Annotated in this window: 17 protein-coding genes; 9 read left to right on the forward strand and 8 right to left on the reverse strand. The window is 39.0% G+C overall.

Annotated features, from left to right (window positions below; all coding sequences use genetic code 11):
• Positions 1-39 precede the first annotated feature (39 nt).
• Positions 40-1,284, forward strand: a complete 1,245-nt coding sequence (locus M886_RS01945; protein ID WP_011032006.1) for an IS110-like element ISMma5 family transposase — start codon at positions 40-42, stop codon at positions 1,282-1,284.
• Positions 1,285-1,554: 270 nt separating this feature from the next.
• On the opposite strand, the gene M886_RS01950 is transcribed toward M886_RS01945, so the two are convergent.
• The 5 genes from M886_RS01950 to M886_RS01970 form a co-directional block, all read right to left on the reverse strand.
• Complete coding sequence (locus M886_RS01950) at positions 1,555-2,811, reverse strand: COG1361 S-layer family protein (RefSeq protein ID WP_048050555.1); 1,257 nt, start codon at positions 2,809-2,811, stop codon at positions 1,555-1,557.
• 148 nt (positions 2,812-2,959) lie between these two features.
• Positions 2,960-3,841 (reverse strand): ABC transporter ATP-binding protein, encoded by an 882-nt coding sequence (locus tag M886_RS01955; RefSeq protein ID WP_048050556.1) that lies wholly within the window; start codon positions 3,839-3,841, stop codon positions 2,960-2,962.
• 419 nt (positions 3,842-4,260) lie between these two features.
• Positions 4,261-5,475, reverse strand: a complete 1,215-nt coding sequence (locus M886_RS01960; RefSeq protein WP_015411474.1) for an ABC transporter permease — start codon at positions 5,473-5,475, stop codon at positions 4,261-4,263.
• Positions 5,476-5,518: 43 nt separating this feature from the next.
• On the reverse strand, positions 5,519-6,766 hold the full coding sequence (locus tag M886_RS01965) for a COG1361 S-layer family protein (protein WP_048050557.1): 1,248 nt from the start codon (positions 6,764-6,766) through the stop codon (positions 5,519-5,521).
• Between the two features lie 26 nt (positions 6,767-6,792).
• On the reverse strand, positions 6,793-7,497 hold the full coding sequence (locus M886_RS01970) for an ABC transporter ATP-binding protein (protein ID WP_011032903.1): 705 nt from the start codon (positions 7,495-7,497) through the stop codon (positions 6,793-6,795).
• 3,514 nt (positions 7,498-11,011) lie between these two features.
• Between M886_RS01970 and M886_RS01980 the strand changes: the two genes are divergently transcribed.
• Entirely contained in the window at positions 11,012-12,190 is a 1,179-nt protein-coding gene (locus M886_RS01980) for an IS256 family transposase (protein WP_080925730.1), read from the forward strand.
• A 392-nt stretch (positions 12,191-12,582) separates the two neighbouring features.
• On the opposite strand, the gene M886_RS01985 is transcribed toward M886_RS01980, so the two are convergent.
• Entirely contained in the window at positions 12,583-13,416 is an 834-nt protein-coding gene (locus M886_RS01985; protein ID WP_011032905.1) for an ABC transporter permease, read from the reverse strand.
• Positions 13,413-14,402, reverse strand: coding sequence for an ATP-binding cassette domain-containing protein (locus M886_RS01990; RefSeq protein WP_011032906.1), 990 nt, complete (start codon positions 14,400-14,402; stop codon positions 13,413-13,415). Before M886_RS01990 ends, M886_RS01985 begins: the two co-directional genes overlap by 4 nt.
• A gap of 707 nt (positions 14,403-15,109) precedes the next feature.
• Here M886_RS01990 and M886_RS02000 point away from each other — a divergent pair.
• From M886_RS02000 to M886_RS02025, 6 genes are all read left to right on the forward strand, one after another.
• Positions 15,110-16,519, forward strand: coding sequence for an ammonium transporter (locus M886_RS02000; protein WP_048037700.1), 1,410 nt, complete (start codon positions 15,110-15,112; stop codon positions 16,517-16,519).
• Between the two features lie 2 nt (positions 16,520-16,521).
• Positions 16,522-16,869: a P-II family nitrogen regulator gene (locus M886_RS02005; protein ID WP_048050558.1), complete on the forward strand. Its 348-nt coding sequence runs from the start codon at positions 16,522-16,524 to the stop codon at positions 16,867-16,869.
• Between the two features lie 76 nt (positions 16,870-16,945).
• Positions 16,946-17,374 (forward strand): hypothetical protein, encoded by a 429-nt coding sequence (locus M886_RS02010; RefSeq protein ID WP_048050559.1) that lies wholly within the window; start codon positions 16,946-16,948, stop codon positions 17,372-17,374.
• Positions 17,375-17,611: 237 nt separating this feature from the next.
• The gene (locus M886_RS02015) at positions 17,612-17,911 is read left to right on the forward strand and encodes an Hsp20/alpha crystallin family protein (RefSeq protein ID WP_011032910.1); all 300 of its coding nucleotides are present in this window, start codon (positions 17,612-17,614) and stop codon (positions 17,909-17,911) included.
• Between the two features lie 67 nt (positions 17,912-17,978).
• A complete protein-coding gene (locus M886_RS02020; RefSeq protein WP_011032911.1) occupies positions 17,979-18,287 on the forward strand; it encodes an Hsp20/alpha crystallin family protein in 309 nt (102 codons plus the stop codon).
• Positions 18,288-18,432: 145 nt separating this feature from the next.
• Complete coding sequence (locus M886_RS02025) at positions 18,433-18,660, forward strand: DUF1059 domain-containing protein (protein WP_011032912.1); 228 nt, start codon at positions 18,433-18,435, stop codon at positions 18,658-18,660.
• A gap of 239 nt (positions 18,661-18,899) precedes the next feature.
• On the opposite strand, the gene M886_RS02035 is transcribed toward M886_RS02025, so the two are convergent.
• Positions 18,900-19,382: a TspO/MBR family protein gene (locus M886_RS02035; RefSeq protein ID WP_048050561.1), complete on the reverse strand. Its 483-nt coding sequence runs from the start codon at positions 19,380-19,382 to the stop codon at positions 18,900-18,902.
• 336 nt (positions 19,383-19,718) lie between these two features.
• Between M886_RS02035 and glnA the strand changes: the two genes are divergently transcribed.
• On the forward strand, positions 19,719-21,062 hold the full coding sequence (glnA, locus tag M886_RS02040) for a type I glutamate--ammonia ligase (protein ID WP_048050562.1): 1,344 nt from the start codon (positions 19,719-19,721) through the stop codon (positions 21,060-21,062).
• Positions 21,063-21,256 lie beyond the last annotated feature (194 nt).

The raw sequence follows: 21,256 nt of genomic DNA on the forward strand, positions 1-21,256 counted from the left end.
AGCAATTCTACTGTCCTGGAAATGATGGAGTAATGTAAATTGGACGGAGAAATAAACAAATCTTGTGGTTTAGACATTCACAAACGTTTTGTTATTGCTACTATCCTCAGTAGATCCGGTGAAAAACAACAACATCGTTTTGCCAGAGATGATGATGGGATTTTAGATCTTAAAAATTTAGTAACCTCTGAAAAATGTGATGTTGTTGCCTGTGAATCAACAAGTGATTTCTGGGTTCCGATTTATGAGGCATTGATAGATCATTTGCCTGTTATAGTTGGAAATGCTCGAGATATGAAAGCATTTACACATAAAAAAACAGATAAAATAGATTCCGAAGTAATTGCAAAACTTGCATTGAATAAGATGGTTCAACCATCAAGAGTTTTTCCGAAGAAACATAGAGAATTCAGGTCATACGTCAGGCTTCGCCTAACTCTTGTAAGAAAAAGAACGGACATTAAAAATGAAGCTCATGCAATTCTTTCCTCCGAAATGTTACATCTGGGTGATGTTCTGACTGACATTTTTGGAAAAAATGGTAGAGCAATTCTAGCAGGAATCTCTTCAGGTAAAAATATTGATCAAATTATAGAGTCGCTTTCTCCAAATGTTCGGAAAAAGAGTGTTCAGATAAGGGAAATTCTGGATAGAGAAATATCACAGAGTGCTGCAATAAGGCTTCAGATATGTCTGAACCTTATAAAACATTTAGATGAAGAAATTGAAGTTCTTGAAAGAGAAATTTTCAATTATGCTTATCAAAAGCATAAAAGGGAAATGGAAATTTTGATGTCAGTTCCAGGTATTGGGGAGCTTGGTGCGGCAACTCTAATTGCTGAAATAGGAGATTTCAGGGATTTTCCAACGGGAGATAAACTTGCTTCATGGCTTGGAATAGTTCCTAATGTGTATCAATCTGCAGATAAATACCATAACGGAAGAATCACTAAGAGAGGATCAAAAGTAGCAAGGTGGATTCTAACTCAGATTGCTCAAGCAGCAGCAAGAAAGAAAAATAGCAGATTAAAGGAGTTTTTTAACAGGAAAAAGAAGACAATTGGATATGCTAAGGCAATTATTGCCTTAGCAAGGAAAATTGCAACAATAATATGGCATTTGATCACAAACGATGAGATGTACGAAGATGAAACAGGATACCAAAAGGGAGAAGTTAAAAAGAGAAAGATTGTTGAGGCAGACATATTCTCGGTTGATGAAAGGATAACAATAATTAGTGGAATTATCGCAATTATGGGAAAAAAGGAAGGAGAGAGTACGTGATGAGTTTTCTCATCATGGACTTTCATGCCAAATGAAAGTACTTGAAAGCACTTTCATGCCAAAGTGGAATCATCTACAAAAGGAAAAAAATTGAAAAAAACAGAACTATTAAGTGAAGATGAAAATTGAAAATATATAACTTTCATTAAATACGGGCCTGGATTAAAACCTCTATTTTAAGGATGGAGATCCAGAGGAAGATGCCTGATTAAAAAGTGACAATTTAACTGCAGGCATCAGCAGCTAGTTACCGGAATGCTTCCGGATTACTTATTTATTTTTACTCTGTTTTTTTCGATATAAGAACACACCTGCAGTGGCAAGGGCGACAAGCACGAGGGCAAGTAGAATCATACCGGAGTTACTCCCCTGGTTTTCCCTAGTCTGCTGAATATAAAGATTACTTACCAGATTTTCATGCTTGTTAATGCCATTGCTATAACTTGCGGAGAGGCTGAGGTTTATAGGTTCAGAAGTTTCCCATCTGTTATCCAGAGATGAGTCTGCCACAGCATCAAACTTTATTGTGAAAAGCTCGTCAGGGTCCATTGGTCCGATAAAATATTCGACAGGGTAAAACTTTACACCTTCAGCTTCAGGCTTTATGCTAACAGAGTTAAAACTGTTTGGGTGAGTATTTGCCACATCAAATTCTACAGTAGCTTCGCCATTTACCAGCGTGAGGGGCTTTGAAGGAATGACCTTTACATTTGAGGGGTCAACCTCAAGGGGAATGTTCTTCCGGCTATTGTAATCAAAAGAGTTGCCTTCGATTGCAAGCTCGAGGTTGTGCGTTCCCTCATTAGCGTCCTCAGAGACCATAACGTTAAATGTCAGTTTGATACTGTCACCCGGACCAAGAAGGCCCATTTCTCCGTAAGGAGCATCAAGGACGATTACCTCGTCAGAAAGTGGTCTTAAAACTGCAGACTGGATCCTCGCATTGGTATCGTAATCTTTTCCACTGATAGTAACAATCGGGGTTGTTGCAGTATTTTTAAGAGTTGCTGTAATAGTGCCCCGGCCCCCGGGCATAAAGACTTCAGGGGATGAGACAATCTCTGCAAGCTCGACAGTGCCTTTACTGTCGAATGTTTCGGTACCTATTCTTATATCAAATGATTTCTCACTCCATGGGCTGTTATTATTAATTCGGGCACGAACATCAATTGACCTGACCCCTTTCTGAGCGTTCTTGTCCACGAAAAGATGAAACTCTCTGGATGCAAATTTACCAGGAGCAAGAGACCCTATATTCTGCACGGCATTTTCCTGGGAATCAAGGGAAAAGGGATATTCAGGAACTATTTCGAGATCAACGTTTTCTGCCCTATCCCTGCCCACGTTTTCTACCTGAACTGTGAGGTCCAGATATTCTCCTATTTTTGCTGGATAAGGATTTGTTTCGACTATTGTAATCTTCAGATTAGCACCGGCAGTCGATGCAGATGCAGGTGTCGCAATAATGGATGAAACTAAAAGCAAAAATATAATAATGGAGGCAGTCGGCGTCTTTATTCGTTCCATTTTAACTCATCCTGATTAGCTTAATGCAGATAAAATAATCCGGGAGTTCTGATTATTCATATCTATCTTGACTATTTTTATATATCCAGATTATTAGTATTTTGACATTGAATTTCAAAATGTATAGAAGATTCAAAATTAATCCTGTTTATTCTGTATTGCTCTGGATTATTCCGTCTTTTACGAGTACTACCCTGTCAGCATATTTCGCAATTTCTGGGTCATGAGTTATCATTATAATAGTCCTGCCGTCTTTGTTAAGTCTGGCGAACATGCCAAGAATTTCACAGCCTGTTTTAGAGTCCAGATTTCCTGTGGGTTCATCGGCAAGAAGGATTGCCGGGTCATTAATAAGAGCTCTGGCAATGGCTACCCTTTGCGACTGTCCTCCGGAAAGTTCACCGGGTTTATGGTGCATGCGGTCCGCAAGCCCGACCATATCAAGAAGTTCTTTTGCCCTTTTGCGCGTATCCACACCTTCTCGTGAGTTAGCATAGGTGGGCAACTCAACATTTTCAAGGGCTGTGAGCCTCGGGATTAGATTGAACGTCTGAAAAATAAAACCAATTTCAAGCCCTCTGAGCCTGGCAACTTCCTTATCAGATAGTTTAATAATATCACGGCCTTTAATCAGGATTTTTCCTTCCGTAGGCCTATCAAGAAAGCCTATAAGGTTCATAAGTGTGCTTTTTCCAGAACCTGAAGGGCCCATTATAGCAAGAAATTCCCCCGCATATACTGTAAGGTTAACATCACTGAGAATGGGAACTTCCATATCTCCCAGGGTATAACTCTTCTTGACGTTTATGACTTCTATTACTGGAGGCCCAGGTTGACTTTTTCCTCTACCATTACTGCCTGATTGACCAGAATGGGACAACTCACATTTAAAGGACTCTGTATCAGAAGTTTCACTATAAGAAAGTTTTTCTTCCGAAAACAACTTTTCCTTATTTTCATCTCTAGCGTCTGTTTCCAGAGAGGAAACATCGGGAAAAGAAACTTCATGATCAGCTGTTTTGGAATTCATGTTTACTCCGCTGTTTGTCCAACTTTGAAGTTATTATATGGATTCGTTTAAAGACATCAGTATTTATTAGCTATAAGTGTTTTTCATCGGTATTCGAGTTCATGATAATATCGAGAAAACCAATTTTCCAGTTAAGGGGCTGATCCCAAAATTCAAAATTGCTTTTCACAATCTCGAATTCAGGATACTCAATCAAGATTCGGATCGCGAGCTGTAATTCTGAAACTTTCATTGATTTGAGAATAAAATTGGTTTTGGGATGAGCTTATCAGTAAAAGTACTGTAAACAAAAGATATTAAAAGTCATTTTACTTATTTAATATAACGGGATTAAAAGTAGAAAAAAACTCGAAGAAAAAGATAGAGATGGTAAAAAATATTGAAAGAATAAGGGTCATTCCTTCAAACTTAAAAGACCCTTATTCATATCGTAAGGCATCTACAGGATTCATATTTGCAGCTTTTCTTGCAGGGTACAATCCCGCGCCCACTCCCACGAGAACCGAAATAAGAATTCCGATTTCGATTAACTTGAAAGGGAAAACCGGCGGAAGTTTAAGTGCCTCTTCAAGGATATAGGCTCCAAAACCTCCTATAGCAGTACCCAGTAGCCCGCCGAGAGAACTGACCATTATTGACTCCAGTAAAAAAAGGGACAAAATATTGGAACTGCTGTAACCTACGGACTTCATAATACCGATCTCTCTTGTGCGTTCAGTGACCGTAACAAGCATGATATTCATTATTCCTATCGAGCCTACAAACAGTGAAATTAAAGCAAGGACGAGCAGAAAAGTGCTTAAAGCTTTTCCCAGTGCACCGGTCTCTTCTAGGACATCTGCCTGATCGAATACAGTATAAGGCTTCGAGTCTTCATTGTTGAGATCCCTTTCAGCAATTCCGAAGCTTCGAGCAAGTCTTTTATCCACGTCTTTTGAAATATTGCCGATGTTTTCAGAACTTTCTGCCATCGCAAAAAAGGCTCCATAGTCCTGTTCCCCAGTCATCTCATTCATGGTCGAGATAGGGATATAGACTATCATGTCTGTACTGCCATCCCCTCCAACAATAGTTTCTTTTGAATCCTCCAGAATTCCTTTTACTTTGAATTTTTTAATTACAAGCGTGCCGTCCTCCTGCCGGAAAGCAATATCAACACTGCTCCTGTGCGAAATACTCCTGCCAAATTCCTCTTTCGCAAGGTCATACCCGAGCACAGCAGAATAAATATCCTTATCTGTAAGAAAACTGCCCTCTTCCATTTTGATTCCCTGGATTTCCTGAAAATCTCCGTTTACACCCACAATGCTCACGCTTTTAACATCGGAAAGGTAATTGATCTCTCCAGATACCATCTTCCTGGGAGAAACTCCTAAAATCCCGGGAGTGTTTTTAATAAGTTCAAGCTCACTATCATAGAAGAGGTTTGGCTGATCGCTATATGCAATTATAAAGTTTGAGCCCACAGAGGAAACTTCATCAGTGAAGAACTGATTAAAGCTGGCACCTAGGGATGCGTTTATAATTACTGCTGCGACGCCTATCACTATTCCGAGTGTCGTGAGTGCAGAACGAAGTTTGGCGCTACGTATGCTTCCTGAAGCAATTTGAGCCGCCTGTACAAATTGTATCATATTTTACCCCCGCAAATATGACATTTAGAAGGCCTTCATTCACTCATTGTTTTTTTCTTCTATACAGGAGAACAGCTGCAGGGATAAAAATGACTGCAATAACACCCGCAATTGCAACTGTAGAGTTTCCTTCAGAAGGCAAGGAGTCAGTTGCAAATTCCAGGTTACCTGCAACATTTTCGTGCCTGTTAATTCCATTATTATAGCTTGCAGTAACAGACATATTTATCCCTTCTGAGTCTTCATTGTCAGATCCCGAAGAATTGTCCCGTACAGCATCAAATTTTATAGTGAAGAGTTCATCAGGGTCCATAGGTCCTATGAAGTATTCTGCAGGATAAAATTTCAGACCTTCAGCTGCAGGTCTTATGCTGACAGAGTTTAGCTCGTTTGGATGAGTATTTGCTACATCAAACTCTACCGTAGCTTGACCATTTATCAGCTCAAGTGGTTTTGAAGTAATCACCTTAATATTTGAAGAGTCAACTTTGAGCGGGATATTCTTCCGGCTGTTATAGTCATAAGAGTTTCCTTCGATATCAAGTTCAAGGTTGTGAACTCCTTCTCTAGCATCTTCCTCAACCTCGATATTGAAAGTCAATTTAATACTTTCTCCCGGCCCCAAAAGTCCCATTTCGTAATAGGGAGCGTACTGAACACGAATTCCATCAGACAACGGCCTTAAAACTGCAGCCTGAATCCTTGCATTGGTATCGTAATCTTTTCCATCGATGCTAACTGTAGCCGCAGTTGCGGTATTCTTAAGAGTTACTGTGACAGTACCTTCATCTCCTGGCATAAAGACCTCAGGAGACGAGACGATCTCTGCAAGTTCGACAGTGCCTTTGCTGGTAAATGTCTCAGTGCCTACTCTTATATCAAAAGATTGTTCACTCCATGGATCATTCGGGCTCGTTCTCGTACGGATGTCTATAGAACGAGTTCCTTTCTTGGCGCTTTTATCAACAAACAGATAGAACTCTTTTGTAGCAGTCCTGCCAGGATTGAGAGCTCCGATGTTCTGCCGGGCATTTTCCTTAGAGTCAAGAGAAAAAGGAAATTCAGGGACTACTTCAATATCAATGTTATCAGCTTTGGCTCCTCCGACATTTTCCACCTGTATATTCAGGGTAAGATACTCTCCTATTTTTGCAGGATAAGGATTTGTTTCAACGATCGTTACTTTCAGGTTTGCACTTCCCACTGCTGCAGAAGCCGGACATGCAAAAACTGAGGCAACTAGAAGTAAAGAAAAAAAAGTTGCAATAATACGCTCTTTAATTAACCCCATATATTCCCACCTTATCTATCGTTTAATTAATTATATTGAATTGTTCCATCTTTTACCAGGATGACCCTATCAGCAAATTTTGCGATCTCGGGGTCGTGTGTAACTATTACGACTGTCCTTCCGTCCTTATTTAAATCCATAAATATGTTAAGGATTTCAAAGCCTGTTTTCGAGTCCAGGTTTCCAGTCGGTTCATCCGCAAGAAGAATTGAAGGATCATTGATGAGTGCCCTTGCAATTGAGACTCTCTGCGATTGACCCCCAGAAAGCTCTCCAGGCCTGTGGCGCATGCGGTCCTTCAGTCCCATAATACTGAGAAGTTCCTTTGCACGCTTTTGCGGATCTGTGCTCCTTGAATTAGCAAAAGTAGGAAGCAAAACATTCTCGAAAGCGGTCAATCGAGGGACCAGATTGAATGTTTGAAAAACAAAACCTATTTCAAGCCCCCGGAGGCGGGCAAGCTCTTCATCGGACATCCCATCCAGATCTCTTCCTTTTATAAGGACCTGACCTTCAGTAGGCCTATCAAGGCAGCCTATAAGGTTCATAAGAGTGCTTTTTCCAGAACCTGAAGGGCCTACAATCGCGAGAAATTCTCCTTTTTCGATTCGAAGGGAAATATTTGAAAGTACAGGGACTTCCATCTTCCCAAGCATATAACTTTTCCTGACGTTAGAAACCTCAACTATAGGCGACTTATCATCAGGTAAACTATTTTCATTAATGTTCACATCCCTCCCCCCAATGATTACTGAGATATGATCAGAAAGAAAATTACATAAAATAATCTCAATTGTTTTTTTACTCCTTATGTAAGAAAGTCCATTTTAACCTATGCTCTCTTAATTTATTTATAAAGTTGGAGTCAATATCTAACAGTTCATTATTTATGTCTTCCAGCGTGGGTGTCGGAGCTTAATTCTTAAAGTAAGCATTTAGTCCACTGTTTTGGACTCTTCAACAGATCATTAAGATCAGTCTTTCTTATTAAAACGGAAATAAAAACAGTAGTAACTTTTGACAGCAGAAAATAGAGAATTTACAGGTTATTTCTGAAAACAAAAGGTTTGCAGAAATTTAAATTCTTATCCAGGTCATAGATTTGGAATTTTAAGCCCTTTTCCTGGAGGATTCAAGGCACATATGTCAAATAGAAAACTGTGATCGCTGACGAGGTCAGTTTCAAAAAGTTGTCCTGAAATAAGAGAGGAGCAGAAAAATATTTATTCAAAATTCAGAACTTTAATAAACGTCCACCATTTATAATTGTAAAAAATATATAATTAGTTGTCCAATACATTTTATCTAAATTTTTAAGAACTATGATTTGTAAGGATGTCTAGTTCTATTCAATTTATATAAGCTGATATATATAGCTAAGTATGCTCACTGCCACTTAGAAATTAGAACTGTAAATTTAAATAGAACAGAAATTTCCAAAAATAATTTCTGTGAGTGGCTGGCAGAGTAACATTATGGGGGGGTTGGTAAAGAAAGCTTTAAGCAAGCTTTTCGAAGAAGTGTTACTCAAAAGAGTATACATAGGCATCGGTATTGAAACAATACAAACAAGGAGGAAACCAATATGCCATTCGGCTTTATAATCAACCTTGATACATTCCTTCAGCTCATATTTAACTTCAACCTGGGAATGTTCTTCGGCTTCTAATCGAATTCGATAGATTGAATCTGAGTTCAAATCCAGATTCAGCCGATATAAGATATGAATGTATAGATTTGCAAAGCAACCTGTGTAAGATTCATTTACCGGATATAACCGGGATGCAAAGAAAGTCATAAAGGGCAATTGGGAGTGCAGTGAATCCCTGGACCAATTGCAGACGGATGTATAACGGGAATGAACAAAATAAAAGAAAAGAATGGAGTGAAAGATATGTTCCTCAGCTTATTCTATAAGGCTGTAGAAATCGCCTACACATCTACCGTCTTCAAGTTCTTTTACTGTATGTAATTGAGCTATGATGGGAAAACTACCAGGCTATAAGGGGCTATGTGCTCCGGGCCCGATAGAGCGGGTATAACGGGAAATGAACAAAATAAAGGAAAAGAATGGAGTGAAAGATATGATCCTTAGCATTTTCTATAAGACTGTATCAGTAGTCTACAATTCCACAGTCTTCCAGCTCTTTTACTGTATGTAATTGAGCTATAAGGGGGAACTGCAAGGGCTATTAAAGGAGTTGTGTACTCAGAGTCCATTGCAGAGTGTATAACGGGGAATGAACAAAATAAAGGAAAAGAATGGAGTGAAAGATATGATCCTTAGCATTTTCTATAAGACCACCGAAATCGTCTACAAATCCACCGTCCTCAAGTTCTTTTACTGTATGTAATTAAGCAGCAGAATTAATAAACCGTAAAAATAACATGTACAAAGTTGCCTGTTTCTCAGGCAATTTTGTCTTTAAAAAATAAATATATAACTATTACTTTTTTACATATTAACTATTTTTTTAAAAATTTACGTTTTCATTTCTGTATTAACCTTTGAATGTGTTCATCCAGATATGAGATAAAATATATGAATAAAATCAGAATGTACATTTAAAAGATCATCATTTTAAAAAAAGAGAATGCTTTTCGAACATTAAAATATTTTTACATGATTTATGTTCAAATATTCAGGGGATTAATAAAAGGAGAGAGGGGCATGAGCATGATAATTACTTAACCTGGGGAGACATTCTGTGACCAAATTCTTAAAGACTACTTTTTGTAAGGAGTAGATGTTCTTCACATTATATATAAATTCATAATATACCTGTATATTGATGTTCTTTTAATTCCTAAAATTGGATTATCCAATTTTAAAAAAGAAAGAATATCAAAATATCGTCTTTAATTAAATATGGATTATCTGGAGAGGGGATTAAAAAAGATTAAGTATCTTAATCTTTTTAGCTGGATATCTCTACAATTGTCTAATATGTATTGTACCAAAACATGCCTTTGAGAGTAAAACAGATCTCCGCAAATATAAAGTACAAGAGGGGGTTGGCGAAGAAAGCTAAGAAATTGCTCAAAATTTGATTCAGTGTGATTTCAAGGGCTGATCTCAGAACTCGAATTTATTTCTTTAAATTTTAGAGTTGGAGAACCAATCAAGTTTCGGATAAGGAAAAATAACCCTGATAATACTATATATAATTCAGAATAAATTTAGTTTGAGATGAGCTCTAAGGGTATGGTTTTGAACAAAAGATAACAGTTTCAGGAGTGGAGGGAATTACATGTTTCTCTATTTAAACTATACAAAGATAAGTCTTTACCTAGAAATAGTACATTTGAAAATATTGCAGATGAGCGGTTATGGAACCCTCAACAGGTAATGCGTCATAGATGTCTACAGATCGGCCTTTGAATAATGAAATAGTGCGGCTTATAGTACAGGTTCAATAGCAGTAGTATCCCTACTATTTCATTATTTCACTGGTAACAGGCAGGCCAGAATACTGGAATAAGAGAGATTGGGAAGAAAAGAGAGTAAAGAGCTTCAGCCGGAATAAATCCATTTCAATTAGCAATGTCCTCCTGAGTCAATTAATTAAAACATTGATTTATTCCAGTTGAAGGAAAAAATCCCTGAAATTATGACAAATAATAGAGGACTTAAGAAGACACAGGTATTTAAGAAGAACCTCATAAAGATAAGAAAAAAATCAAATATAAAAATTATAATTTTTGAATTATACTTTTAAGGCAAGGCTTCCTGAAAAAGACTTTAATAATTTCTTATTAACCAATTAAGATTTTCAGGGCCTCTGTTTTCAGGATCAGATAATAAGCATCCTCAGTTGTTCTACTTCTCATATGTGTCCTTATTATGAGCTTCCGTGAAGAAGTTGTAACCTGTGATGTTACTGCCAGGGACATATTAGTAGCATACTTAAGAAGGCTCTGCGGATATCCTCTGAAATAAAGAATCTCCATTAATGTGACCAAGTGGCTTTATATGCTTTTACTTAATAATTTTCAGCCTCTTGCAGCTGATTTAGGCAGGTTTTCTACAGAGCTATTAAGAAAGAAACTCTCGTGCTTAAAGAAATCTTTATTAATCCACACAGATTTCATTAATTCTGTTTTGCATTACAATTATATTTAATATTGTGACCGCTTTGACTTGTTAATGTCCTGTTTTGTTCTGCTTTTTGTTATTCTGCTTGTTATTATTCTGCTTGTTATTATTCTGCTTTGATAGCGTACCGAAAGTTCTGTAAAATATGATTGACTCTGTATCCTTTTTCTTTCACCACAAAAAAACAGGATGCAGAGTCAATGGTAGATTTATTCTCTCTCATAAAAGATTATCTTGTCGATCAAGAAGATGGAATTCGTTGTTTAATTACGTGGTATTTAAACCTTGTCATGGAGGAGGAAGCCCTCCTCCAGGCTGGTGCGCAACGTTACGAGAGGACAGATTCCCGTAAAGCCAGTCGAAACGGCTACAAGCCGCGAACTCTTCTCACCAAGTATGGAGAAGTTGAATTATTAAAACCTCAATTCCGTGAATTTCCCTTTGAAACTCAGATATTTGAGAAATATTCCCGAGTTGAACAGTCCATCTTATCCGCTGTAGCTGAATCTTACCTTCAAGGCGTATCCACTCGAAGGGTGAATAAGGTCATGGCTGCTTTAGGAGTTGAGGGAATCTCAGCATCTTCGGTTTCCAGGATTACAAAAGAGCTGGATGAGAAAGTTTCTGAATTCTTGTCAAAGCCAATAGAACACGAAATTCCTTACTTGTTTATTGATGCAACTTATCTCAAAGTAAGAGATGGACTTCATTACGAAAATAAAGCTCTCTTTATAGTTGCTGGAGTCAGGGACGACGGTTATCGTGAGATTCTTGGAGTAAAATTAGCAGACAGTGAAGACTCTCTTTTCTGGCAAGATCTATTCGAAGACCTTAAAGAAAGAGGATTAAGAGGTGTCAAGTTAATCGTTTCTGATGGTCATAAAGGAATACAAAAAGCAGTTAGAGAATCCTTTATTGGATCAAGCTGGCAGATGTGTCATGTTCATCTGATGAGGCAAGCTCTAAAAAAGGTTCCAAAAAAGAAGCAAAAAGAAGTAGCAGATATGATAAAAGAAGCATTAGTAGACCGTCAGAAATACAATGATTTGATAAGGGAACTGGATAAGATGGGATATAAAGGTGCAGCTGATACCCTTGAAAGGTTTCAGTATGACGTCATGAATTATATACAGTTCCCAAAGGATCATTGGAGAAGGATAAGGACAACAAATATAATGGAGAGAACTAACAAGGAGGTTAAAAGAAGAAGTAAGGTAGTAGGGGCATTCCCGAATGACGAATCAGTATTGAGACTTGTAGTCTCAATACTGATCGATATAAATGAAGAATGGATTACAGGAAATAAGTATTTAATAATGGAACAGTAATCAAAAAACAAGAGGAAAAGGGTATAGAGAATTTTACAGAAAATTAGGCACACTGCCTCTGCTTTCTGTCTGAAATGGTAGAAATTAAGTAATTTAAGAAAAGTATTCAGGTATTATTCCCTGACCCGCTTAACAAGAAACTGACGTCTTAACAGAAACGCTTCTTAAATATAGACTCCGCTTATCCTTAAAACCAAAACTTAGAGAAGGGGTTAAAAACCCAGAAATAATCTCAAAATCAATGACTGAATAACCTGCTTTTATACTATGGAACTTTTTAAAGAAGAGAACGTTGATATCAAAAAAAGATAAAAATACCATAGAACAGATTAAAACTATCATTTTGCAAACAGTATGGCAACTAAAAAATGAAAAAAAGATTTTGTAAATATTTATACGTCTACTTTATTGAACCTCCAGAGTGAAATGGCTAGCATTGATAGGGCAAAGAATAAAAGGCCCAGGAAAGACACGCCTATGTCTGTTGCAGTGTAAATGTAGTGATTACCTATTACAGAGAAATTGTCCCCTAAAGCAAAATAGCGGATTCCATTTGCCAGAAGGGTCAGTGGATTAAACATAGAAAGAAACTTCAGAAAACTAGGGAAAGCATCAACCGGATATAACGCATTGCTTACAAAGAAAAGGGGCATACTGAGCAGGGTAAGTATAGACTGCATTCCCTCAGGGTTCTCTATGGTTATAGCAATGGAGCCGGACAGGAAAAGGAAACCCAGAGTAAAAATCCCTACAAGTAGGAAAATGCCTGCCATTGCGAAAAGCGTTTCGGCAAGTGTATACCCTGTAAAGAAATCCATTCCAATCAATTTCCCAAATCCTATTATCATGGCAGTTTGAATAAATGCTTTTGTCACACCGGAAAGCCCGACACCTAGAATAATGTGAACTCTGGGAACCGGGCTTGCAAGAGTTTCCCTCAGCAGACTAAACTTTTTATCAAACATAAGGCTGGTTCCACCAAAAAGGCTGCTGAACAATACGTCCATGGCAATGATTCCTGCCCCCATATAAGAGAGATAACTGACGTTTCGGACTCCTTCAACAGGAGGAATAAGAGAGGTCAGCTGGTCAAAACTATCTGACATTGCAAGCCCGAAAAAAGCCAGCCACATTACAGGCTGAATTAACGAACTGAATAGCATGGACTTGTACCTGAAGAATTTTACCATATCTCTCCAGTATATTGCACGGAATTCAAAGTTCATTCAGATGCCCCCAGGACCTCTATTCCTTCGGGTTTTTCCTGTGGTTCCCCTTCCCTTAAACCATGTCCGGTATAGTGAACGAAAACGTCATCCATTGAAGGTTTCTTTATATTCACGGTCGTGATTTCTAACCCTGCCTTTCTGATCTGTTCTATGATCTGGGGAAGTACGTGAGTAACGTCTTCTCCTATCATAACTCTCAGCGATTTTGTATCTTCGGTTACGGTTTTTACTGATTTAATAGCCCTTAAAATATCTGCAGCAATTTTATTATCACTGGTTTCCAGATAAATAAGATCTTTACCGAGCTTGTTCTTTAATTCGTCTGCAGTTCCGGTTACAATAATCTTCCCGTGATCTATTATACTGATCCTGTCGCTGAGCTGGTCGGCCTCTTCCATATAATGAGTGGTAAGGAATATCGTAGTGCCCTCTCTCTTAATCTCTCTCAAATATTCCCACATTCTCATTCTTGTCTGGATATCAAAACCTATTGTGGGCTCATCCAGGAAGAGGACTGCAGGTTTTGTCATCAATCCCCTCGCAAGCTCAAGCCTTCGCTTCATACCACCGCTAAGATCTTTTGCCAGAGTATCTTTTTTATGCTCCAGCTCAGTTAGTATTAAGAGCTCTTCTATACGCTTTTTTCTTTCATTTTTTGGCATTGAATATATTTTACCGTGGTATTCGAGATTCTCACATACAGTCATTTCATGGTCAAGGCAAAGCATCTGAAAAACAATACCTATAGATTTTCGTACAGATTTTGCCTCCTTTGCCACGTCATATCCATTAACCCGGGCTTCCCCTTTCTGGATTTTTCTAAGTGTTGTGAGAATATTGATTACCGTACTCTTGCCCGCACCATTTGGACCTAGAAATGAGAATATTTCCCCTTCTTTTACTGAAAAGCTGATATTATCAACAGCTTTTACAGAGCCATACGAGTGCTCAAGATTATTTACTTCTATGACATTTGCAGTCATCTGTAACCCCCCTTCCCTGATGAATTAATGCACCCCATCACCCTGATTTAACCCCAAATTCCGAGTGACAAGAGAGTTATAAATTTGTTGAAACAATTAAGTTCGGATAAATATCTAGATAGTTTTACACAAGTAGTTGTCTCTCAGTACGCTTATATAATTAGGAAATATTGATTCTAAACTAACTTCCTATAGGCTCATTCTTTTCTGGTTTCATGACATTAAAATGATCTAAGATTCTGTTAAATCCTTTTCTTTTCCTGAATTCAATGCTTGATAACTTTCCTGATTTTACTTTTTCAAAAAACAATTTTTTTCCGATTGATTACTATTAAAATAGGGACTATAAATAAGAAAAAGAAATCTTTATATCATGGAATTTATCGTGAAGTGAATTTAAATATTGCAAAAATTGTCTATTAACCAGAAGGAGTTTCCAGATAAAGTATTTCCAGATGAGGTAATTAGAAAGATCTTTAAAAGTACTGATAAAACTGTTACGAGTAGAATAAAAGTTCATAAATATCCGGAAAAGTTGGGCTCAGAGCTCATTATTTTACATAACAAACTGTTTGTGAACCTGTATTTTTGGAATTGAAATCTGCTTTTACACTAACTTGCCGTGCGCCTAATAGAAAATTATAAATAATATTAGATCTACAACCACTTACCGGTTGCCGATGGAAAAAAAGGAGGCAAAGAACGGTATGTCAAAAAATGTACAGAAGATAGAAAAACTGCTGATAGTAATCTGTATGATATTTATAGTGCTGTCTTCACCGGCACTTGCTGTAACGGCAGAAGAAAATGCAGAAGCAATCGAAGGGCTTCAAACTACACTTACATTCTTATGGCTGCTTATAGCAAGCGGACTGGTATTTTTTATGCATGCGGGTTTCTCGCTGGTAGAAACCGGCCTTACCCGGAGTAAAAACACAGCCAATATCCTGATGAAAAACTTCATGACTGTAGTTCTCGGCATTCTCGTCTACTGGGCAGTGGGCTGGGGAGTTATGTATGGAGCTGATGCGGCAGGACTTATAGGGACTGATCAGTTCTTCCTGGCAGGTGCGGATAACGCAACCTGGAACAGCTGGTTCTTCCAGATGGTATTCGCAGCCACAGGCGCAACTATAGTTTCAGGAGCAATGGCTGAGAGGACAAACTTCAAAGCTTACCTTGTTTACTGTGTCCTGATGGTAGCAGTAATCTACCCAATATACGGGCACTGGGTATGGAGCGGAGCTGACACGGCTCTCCTGAGCGGAGCCGATAGCCCGATCGTAAAAGCAATAGGAGTGGCACACCATGACTTTGCAGGTTCCGGAGTGGTGCACTCGATAGGTGGGTATTCTGCCCTTGCAGGCGTACTCCTTGTAGGTGCAAGGATAGGCAAATTCAGGGATGGAAAAGCCATACCGATTCCAGGTCACAACCTGACCATTGCTTTCCTCGGAACTCTGATCCTCGCCCTCGGATGGCTGGGGTTCAACGGAGGGAGCACCCTTAACGCAAACGACCCTTACATGAACCTTGTAGTGGTCAATACTTTCCTGGCAGGTGCTGTTGGAGCTGTCACAACTATGGCAATTACCTGGATGAAAACCGGAAAACCAGATCCATCTCTTACTGCAAACGGTCTTCTCGGAGGGCTTGTGGCAGTCACTGCCCCATGTGGCTCGATATCGAACTGGGGAGCCATAGCAATAGGAATCATTGCCGGGATAATCATCTATGCAGGTGTCATGTTTAACGAGAACAAACTTAAACTGGACGACCCGGTAGGTGCAATTGCCGTACACGGATACTGTGGAACCTGGGGTCTGATCTCTGTCGGGCTCTTCTCGATAGGTATAGGAAACGGCATCCTTGCAGACGCTTCGTATGCCGCCGCGGTTCCCGGACTCTTCTACGGAGGAGGGGTAAGTTTGCTTCTTATCCAGCTCGTGGCAGTTCTGATAACCATTGTCTGGGGCTTTGGATTATCATTTATAATCTTCAAGATCCTAGATGCCGTAATAGGACTCAGGGTATCCGAGGAAGAAGAAATTATGGGCCTTGATATTTGTGAGCACGGAATAAGAGCGTATCCCGAGTATCTGATGAGGGAGGAATAAACATGGCCAGGATGTGCAAAATAGAAGCGATCATTAAGCCCCTGAAACTGCACCAGGTAAAAGATGCCCTGGAAGAAGCAGGATTCGCAAGCCTGACAGTTACCGATGTCAAAGGGCGAGGCCAGCAAAAAGGGATCGTACAGCAGTGGAGAGGAAAAAAATACTGTGTAGACCTTCTTCCAAAAACTAAAATAGAAATAGTTGTGCCGGAAGAAAAGATCGAAGAAATAATACAGGTTATCCAGAGTACAGCTTATACCGGAGAAATCGGAGACGGAAAAATCTTCGTAATCCCAATAGAAACCGTGGTCAGGATAAGAACCGGAGAAAGGAACGGAGATGCCCTGTAACCAGGCACCTCTTTATTCTCATTTACATTATTTACCATTGAACAAAGAAACGCTTAAAGAATAAGGCAGATAGACGATGACCGAACTAAAATCAGAAAGCTCGAAATTTGAGATTCCACACGGGTACGGTATGCCCGTAATTAATCTGTATTTCTGGTTAGGGCTGATTTCTGCAGTCCTGCTCAGGAGTATAATTATCGCTGACTACTACAGTGTTTTCTGGGGAAAAGCAATATGGTATCTGGGAATAACAGGTTACCTCTGGTTCTTCGCTCACAGATATCGCGTTGCAAGACGAAGGTTTGCTGTGATTAGAGACCTGAATCTGCTTGAAAAAATAAGAACCAGGCAGAAACTTTCATGCCAGGACTTTGAAGGACTGGAATATCTTCTCTGGAGCCTTTCAGTTTCAAAAGAGCGTGCAAACTACTATGTAATATTTTTATTCTCGATAATAGCAATTGTTCTATCCCTGAGCCTTGACCTCGGGATTATAAAACTCTGAAAAGGAACCAGATATAAAGATTCTTTGTAAAAGAATCTTTCAATACTTTTCTATATTCAATTTATTTTCATAAACACGCGATGTCTCGTGTCTCATTGATTAACATACCTGGCTCTGTTGTGTCTCATTAACATACCTGGCTCATTGTGTTTATAAAAAAAAGACCCGGACTGAAGTGAAATAAATATGTAAGATATATATAAATATCTTAATAGGCGATTTTATCTGGGGAATGTTATGGCTGAGATTTTAAGATTATCACCTGCTATCTGTGCGTATCCTGACGAGACATATGAAAATTTGAAGATAGAAGTAGTTCTTCCGGGCGTAGAAAAAGAAAACATTTCTTTTAAGGTTGTAGAAGACGGTTTTTATGTAAAAGCGACCAAAGAAGGGGTTGAGTATACTGACAGCTATGCAGTATGCTGCCCTATAAGCCCTGAGAAAGCTACTGCAACCTATTCAAATGGAGTGCTCAAAGTCAATGTACCATATCAGCAGCCTTTTGAAAAGGCAGTTGATGTCAAAATAGAATAAATATCACATTTAAAATGACAGCAAGTTTGAAGTCATCAAGCTACAAGATTTTTGGGGGGAGTATTCAATGAAAAATCCCGTGCCCAGAATAATAAAAACTCCAGTTATAGCGATGTATCATGACGATAGACGGGAAGAGCTTACTATAGAGGTTGAACTTTCGGATGTTAAGGACGAGAATATAACTCTTATGATGCATGAAAATAGCTTTTACATAAAAGCTTTCAGTGAAACAGTTGAATATCTGGGATCTTTTTTCCTGGACGGACCTGTAGACCCGGAAAAAGCTGTTGCAGCGAACAATAATGGAATGCTTACGATAAAGGTTCCTTACAAAGAAGGTTTCACCTGTGCAAGATTCATTCATGTAGATTAAAAAGTTGATACCAGAAATTTCGCATAAAGAGAAAAACATAAAGACTTAATTTTATATCCAATCAATTTTTATTATATTTAATTTGAATCGAATGAACCTATTTTGAAAGTCTATTTTAAGAAATTATTCTGCGAGAGGAGATGCTATGAAAATTGTTAAGTGCGGCGATCTGGGGTTCAGATGCAACTTTATGGCTGCCGGGAATGAACTTGAAGAAGTAGAACAGGCCATGTTTGACCATATAGAAAAAGAACATAAACAAGAACTTGAAAGGATGTCAGAGGACGACATTCACCACCTCAGACATCGAGTATCAACTCTGTTAGGAAGAAGCTGCGGTTGCGGTGCCCTCCATACTGATGATTCCTTTTAACTCAAATCTCATTCTGCCTTGAAGTTCACCCGGATTCTCCGGATATAATCTTTTTTTCAGAATTCATATATTTTTTCAGAACTCATTTTATGAAGCAGGATGATCCCAGAAATAAATCCCTTCAGAGATATTGTCCTGTACTGAATACTTATTTTTAATACAGATGCTATTTGTGGGGAGCTATCGGTAGAAAAAAGGAGATGGCTGGTGGGAAGGGAACTATTGATAGAGATATGCATTCATGAATTGAGAACCCAGATCTGGTAATTAAGCAGAGCTGCAAAGCTAACCCAGAGTATATATGGGACAAGGAGAAGGGAAGCAGATTTTGAAATTTTCCAGAACTGTATTATAGTCAGCAGAATTGCAATCCAGAGAACGAGAATCTCAAGAAAGGCATAATAAGGAGACTTTAACCCGAAGAATAACAGGGACCAGAGTGTATTAAGTACCAGCTGTAATCCGAAGAGAAAAACACCTGTTTTGACCTCTTTATACTGCAGACCTTTTTCCCAAACAAGGTACAGGGAAATTCCCATTAGTGTGTAAAGTGTGGTCCAGACAGGGAAGAAGACCCAGGCAGGAGGGTTGTAAGATGGCTTTTCAAGCAAAATGTACCAGGTATCAAGGGAAGAAGATGTAAATACAGATCCGATTATTCCTGCAAGCTGGCAGATTATTATGCAAGCCAGTAATCTGGGAACATTTATTCTCTGAAACATATATGACCTCAATGATATATTGAACTTCAAAGCTCATTAATAATGAGGTTAAAAAAGTTTAACTTTCTCTTTCTGCGTATTTAAGAGTTTTAACAAACTTTTAGAGATAGAAAGTTGAAATTTAAACTTTATTGAGGGATCTATCTCATCTGGAATGAAATTTATATACAGGATATTGAAATATATACAGTAAGTGGGGATGAAGCCATAAATAATTTTATAGTTTGCGAGTTCTGACCGGGTTTCTAAAGTATCTTAGATCCGGGATTTGTAGTAAATTATATATAGTATCAGATAGGCAAATGGTTACCTAATGCCTAGTGAGGATGGAATCAAATGGTGCAGATGAAAAAGTGTACAACTAAAGAAGATGTGTTAGAGGCCGTAAAAGAACGAGACGTGAAGTTTATCCGTACCCAGTTTACGGATACACTCGGCATCATCAAAAGCTGGGCAATTCCTGCGGAACAACTGGAAGAAGCTTTTGAAAACGGTGTAATGTTTGACGGATCTTCAATCCAGGGTTTTACAAGGATTGAAGAATCTGATATGAAACTCGCACTTGACCCTTCAACATTCAGAATCCTGCCCTGGAGACCTGCAACCGGCGCAGTAGCCAGGATTCTCGGAGATGTATATCTTCCTGACGGAAACCCCTTCAAGGGAGACCCGAGATATGTACTTAAGACCGCAATCAAAGAAGCCGAAAAAATGGGCTTCTCAATGAACGTAGGGCCGGAACTTGAGTTTTTCCTGTTCAAGCTTGATGCAAATGGAAACCCGACAACCGAACTTACCGACCAGGGAGGATACTTCGATTTCGCACCCCTCGACCGTGCACAGGATGTCCGCAGAGACATTGACTACGCCCTGGAACACATGGGCTTCCAGATAGAAGCTTCCCATCACGAAGTTGCACCTTCCCAGCATGAAATAGACTTCAGGTTCGGAGACGTGCTTTGCACAGCAGACAATGTTGTGACTTTCAAATACGTGGTAAAATCAATTGCTTACCACAAAGGCTACTATGCCTCCTTCATGCCAAAGCCTCTCTTTGGTGTAAACGGATCAGGTATGCACAGCAACCAGTCCCTTTTTAAGGATGGAAAGAACGTTTTCTATGACCCGGACACTCCAACTAAACTGTCCCAGGATGCAATGTATTATATAGGCGGGCTGTTGAAGCACATCAGAGAATTTACAGCTGTTACGAACCCTGTAGTAAACTCTTACAAGAGACTTGTCCCTGGCTATGAAGCTCCTGTTTATATTTCGTGGTCTGCACAAAACAGAAGTTCCCTGATCCGTATCCCGGCAACCAGAGGAAACGGAACAAGAATAGAACTCAGATGTCCGGACCCGGCATGCAACCCTTACCTTGCATTTGCTCTCATGCTCAGAGCTGGCCTTGAGGGAATAAAGAACAAAATTGATCCCGGAGAGCCTACCAACGTAAACATATTCCACCTTTCGAACAAAGAACGCGAAGAGAGAGGAATCCGCTCCCTTCCCGCAGACCTTAAGGAAGCAATCGATGAAATGAAAGGCAGCAAGTTCGTAAAGGAAGCCCTCGGAGAACATGTTTTCAGCCATTACCTCTGTGCAAAAGAGATGGAATGGGACGAATACAAAGCAGTTGTTCACCCCTGGGAACTTTCCAGATATCTCTCTATGCTGTAAATATAGAAAAGAAAGTTTGACTTAAGATGTGCCGGGAGGATCTGCTCCAGGCCTTAAAAACGTTTATTAAGGGATATACTGCCATTAAGGGATATGTTGCCGGCAGTTTTATCCATATTTTTTGAAAAAAATCAGAGAACTTGCAAGAAGAGATTTTATGTAAAAGTTCTTTTTTATGCAATTAAGGAAAAGAA

Origin of the sequence: Methanosarcina soligelidi, assembly GCF_000744315.1 — an archaeon.
Classification (GTDB): domain Archaea; phylum Halobacteriota; class Methanosarcinia; order Methanosarcinales; family Methanosarcinaceae; genus Methanosarcina; species Methanosarcina mazei.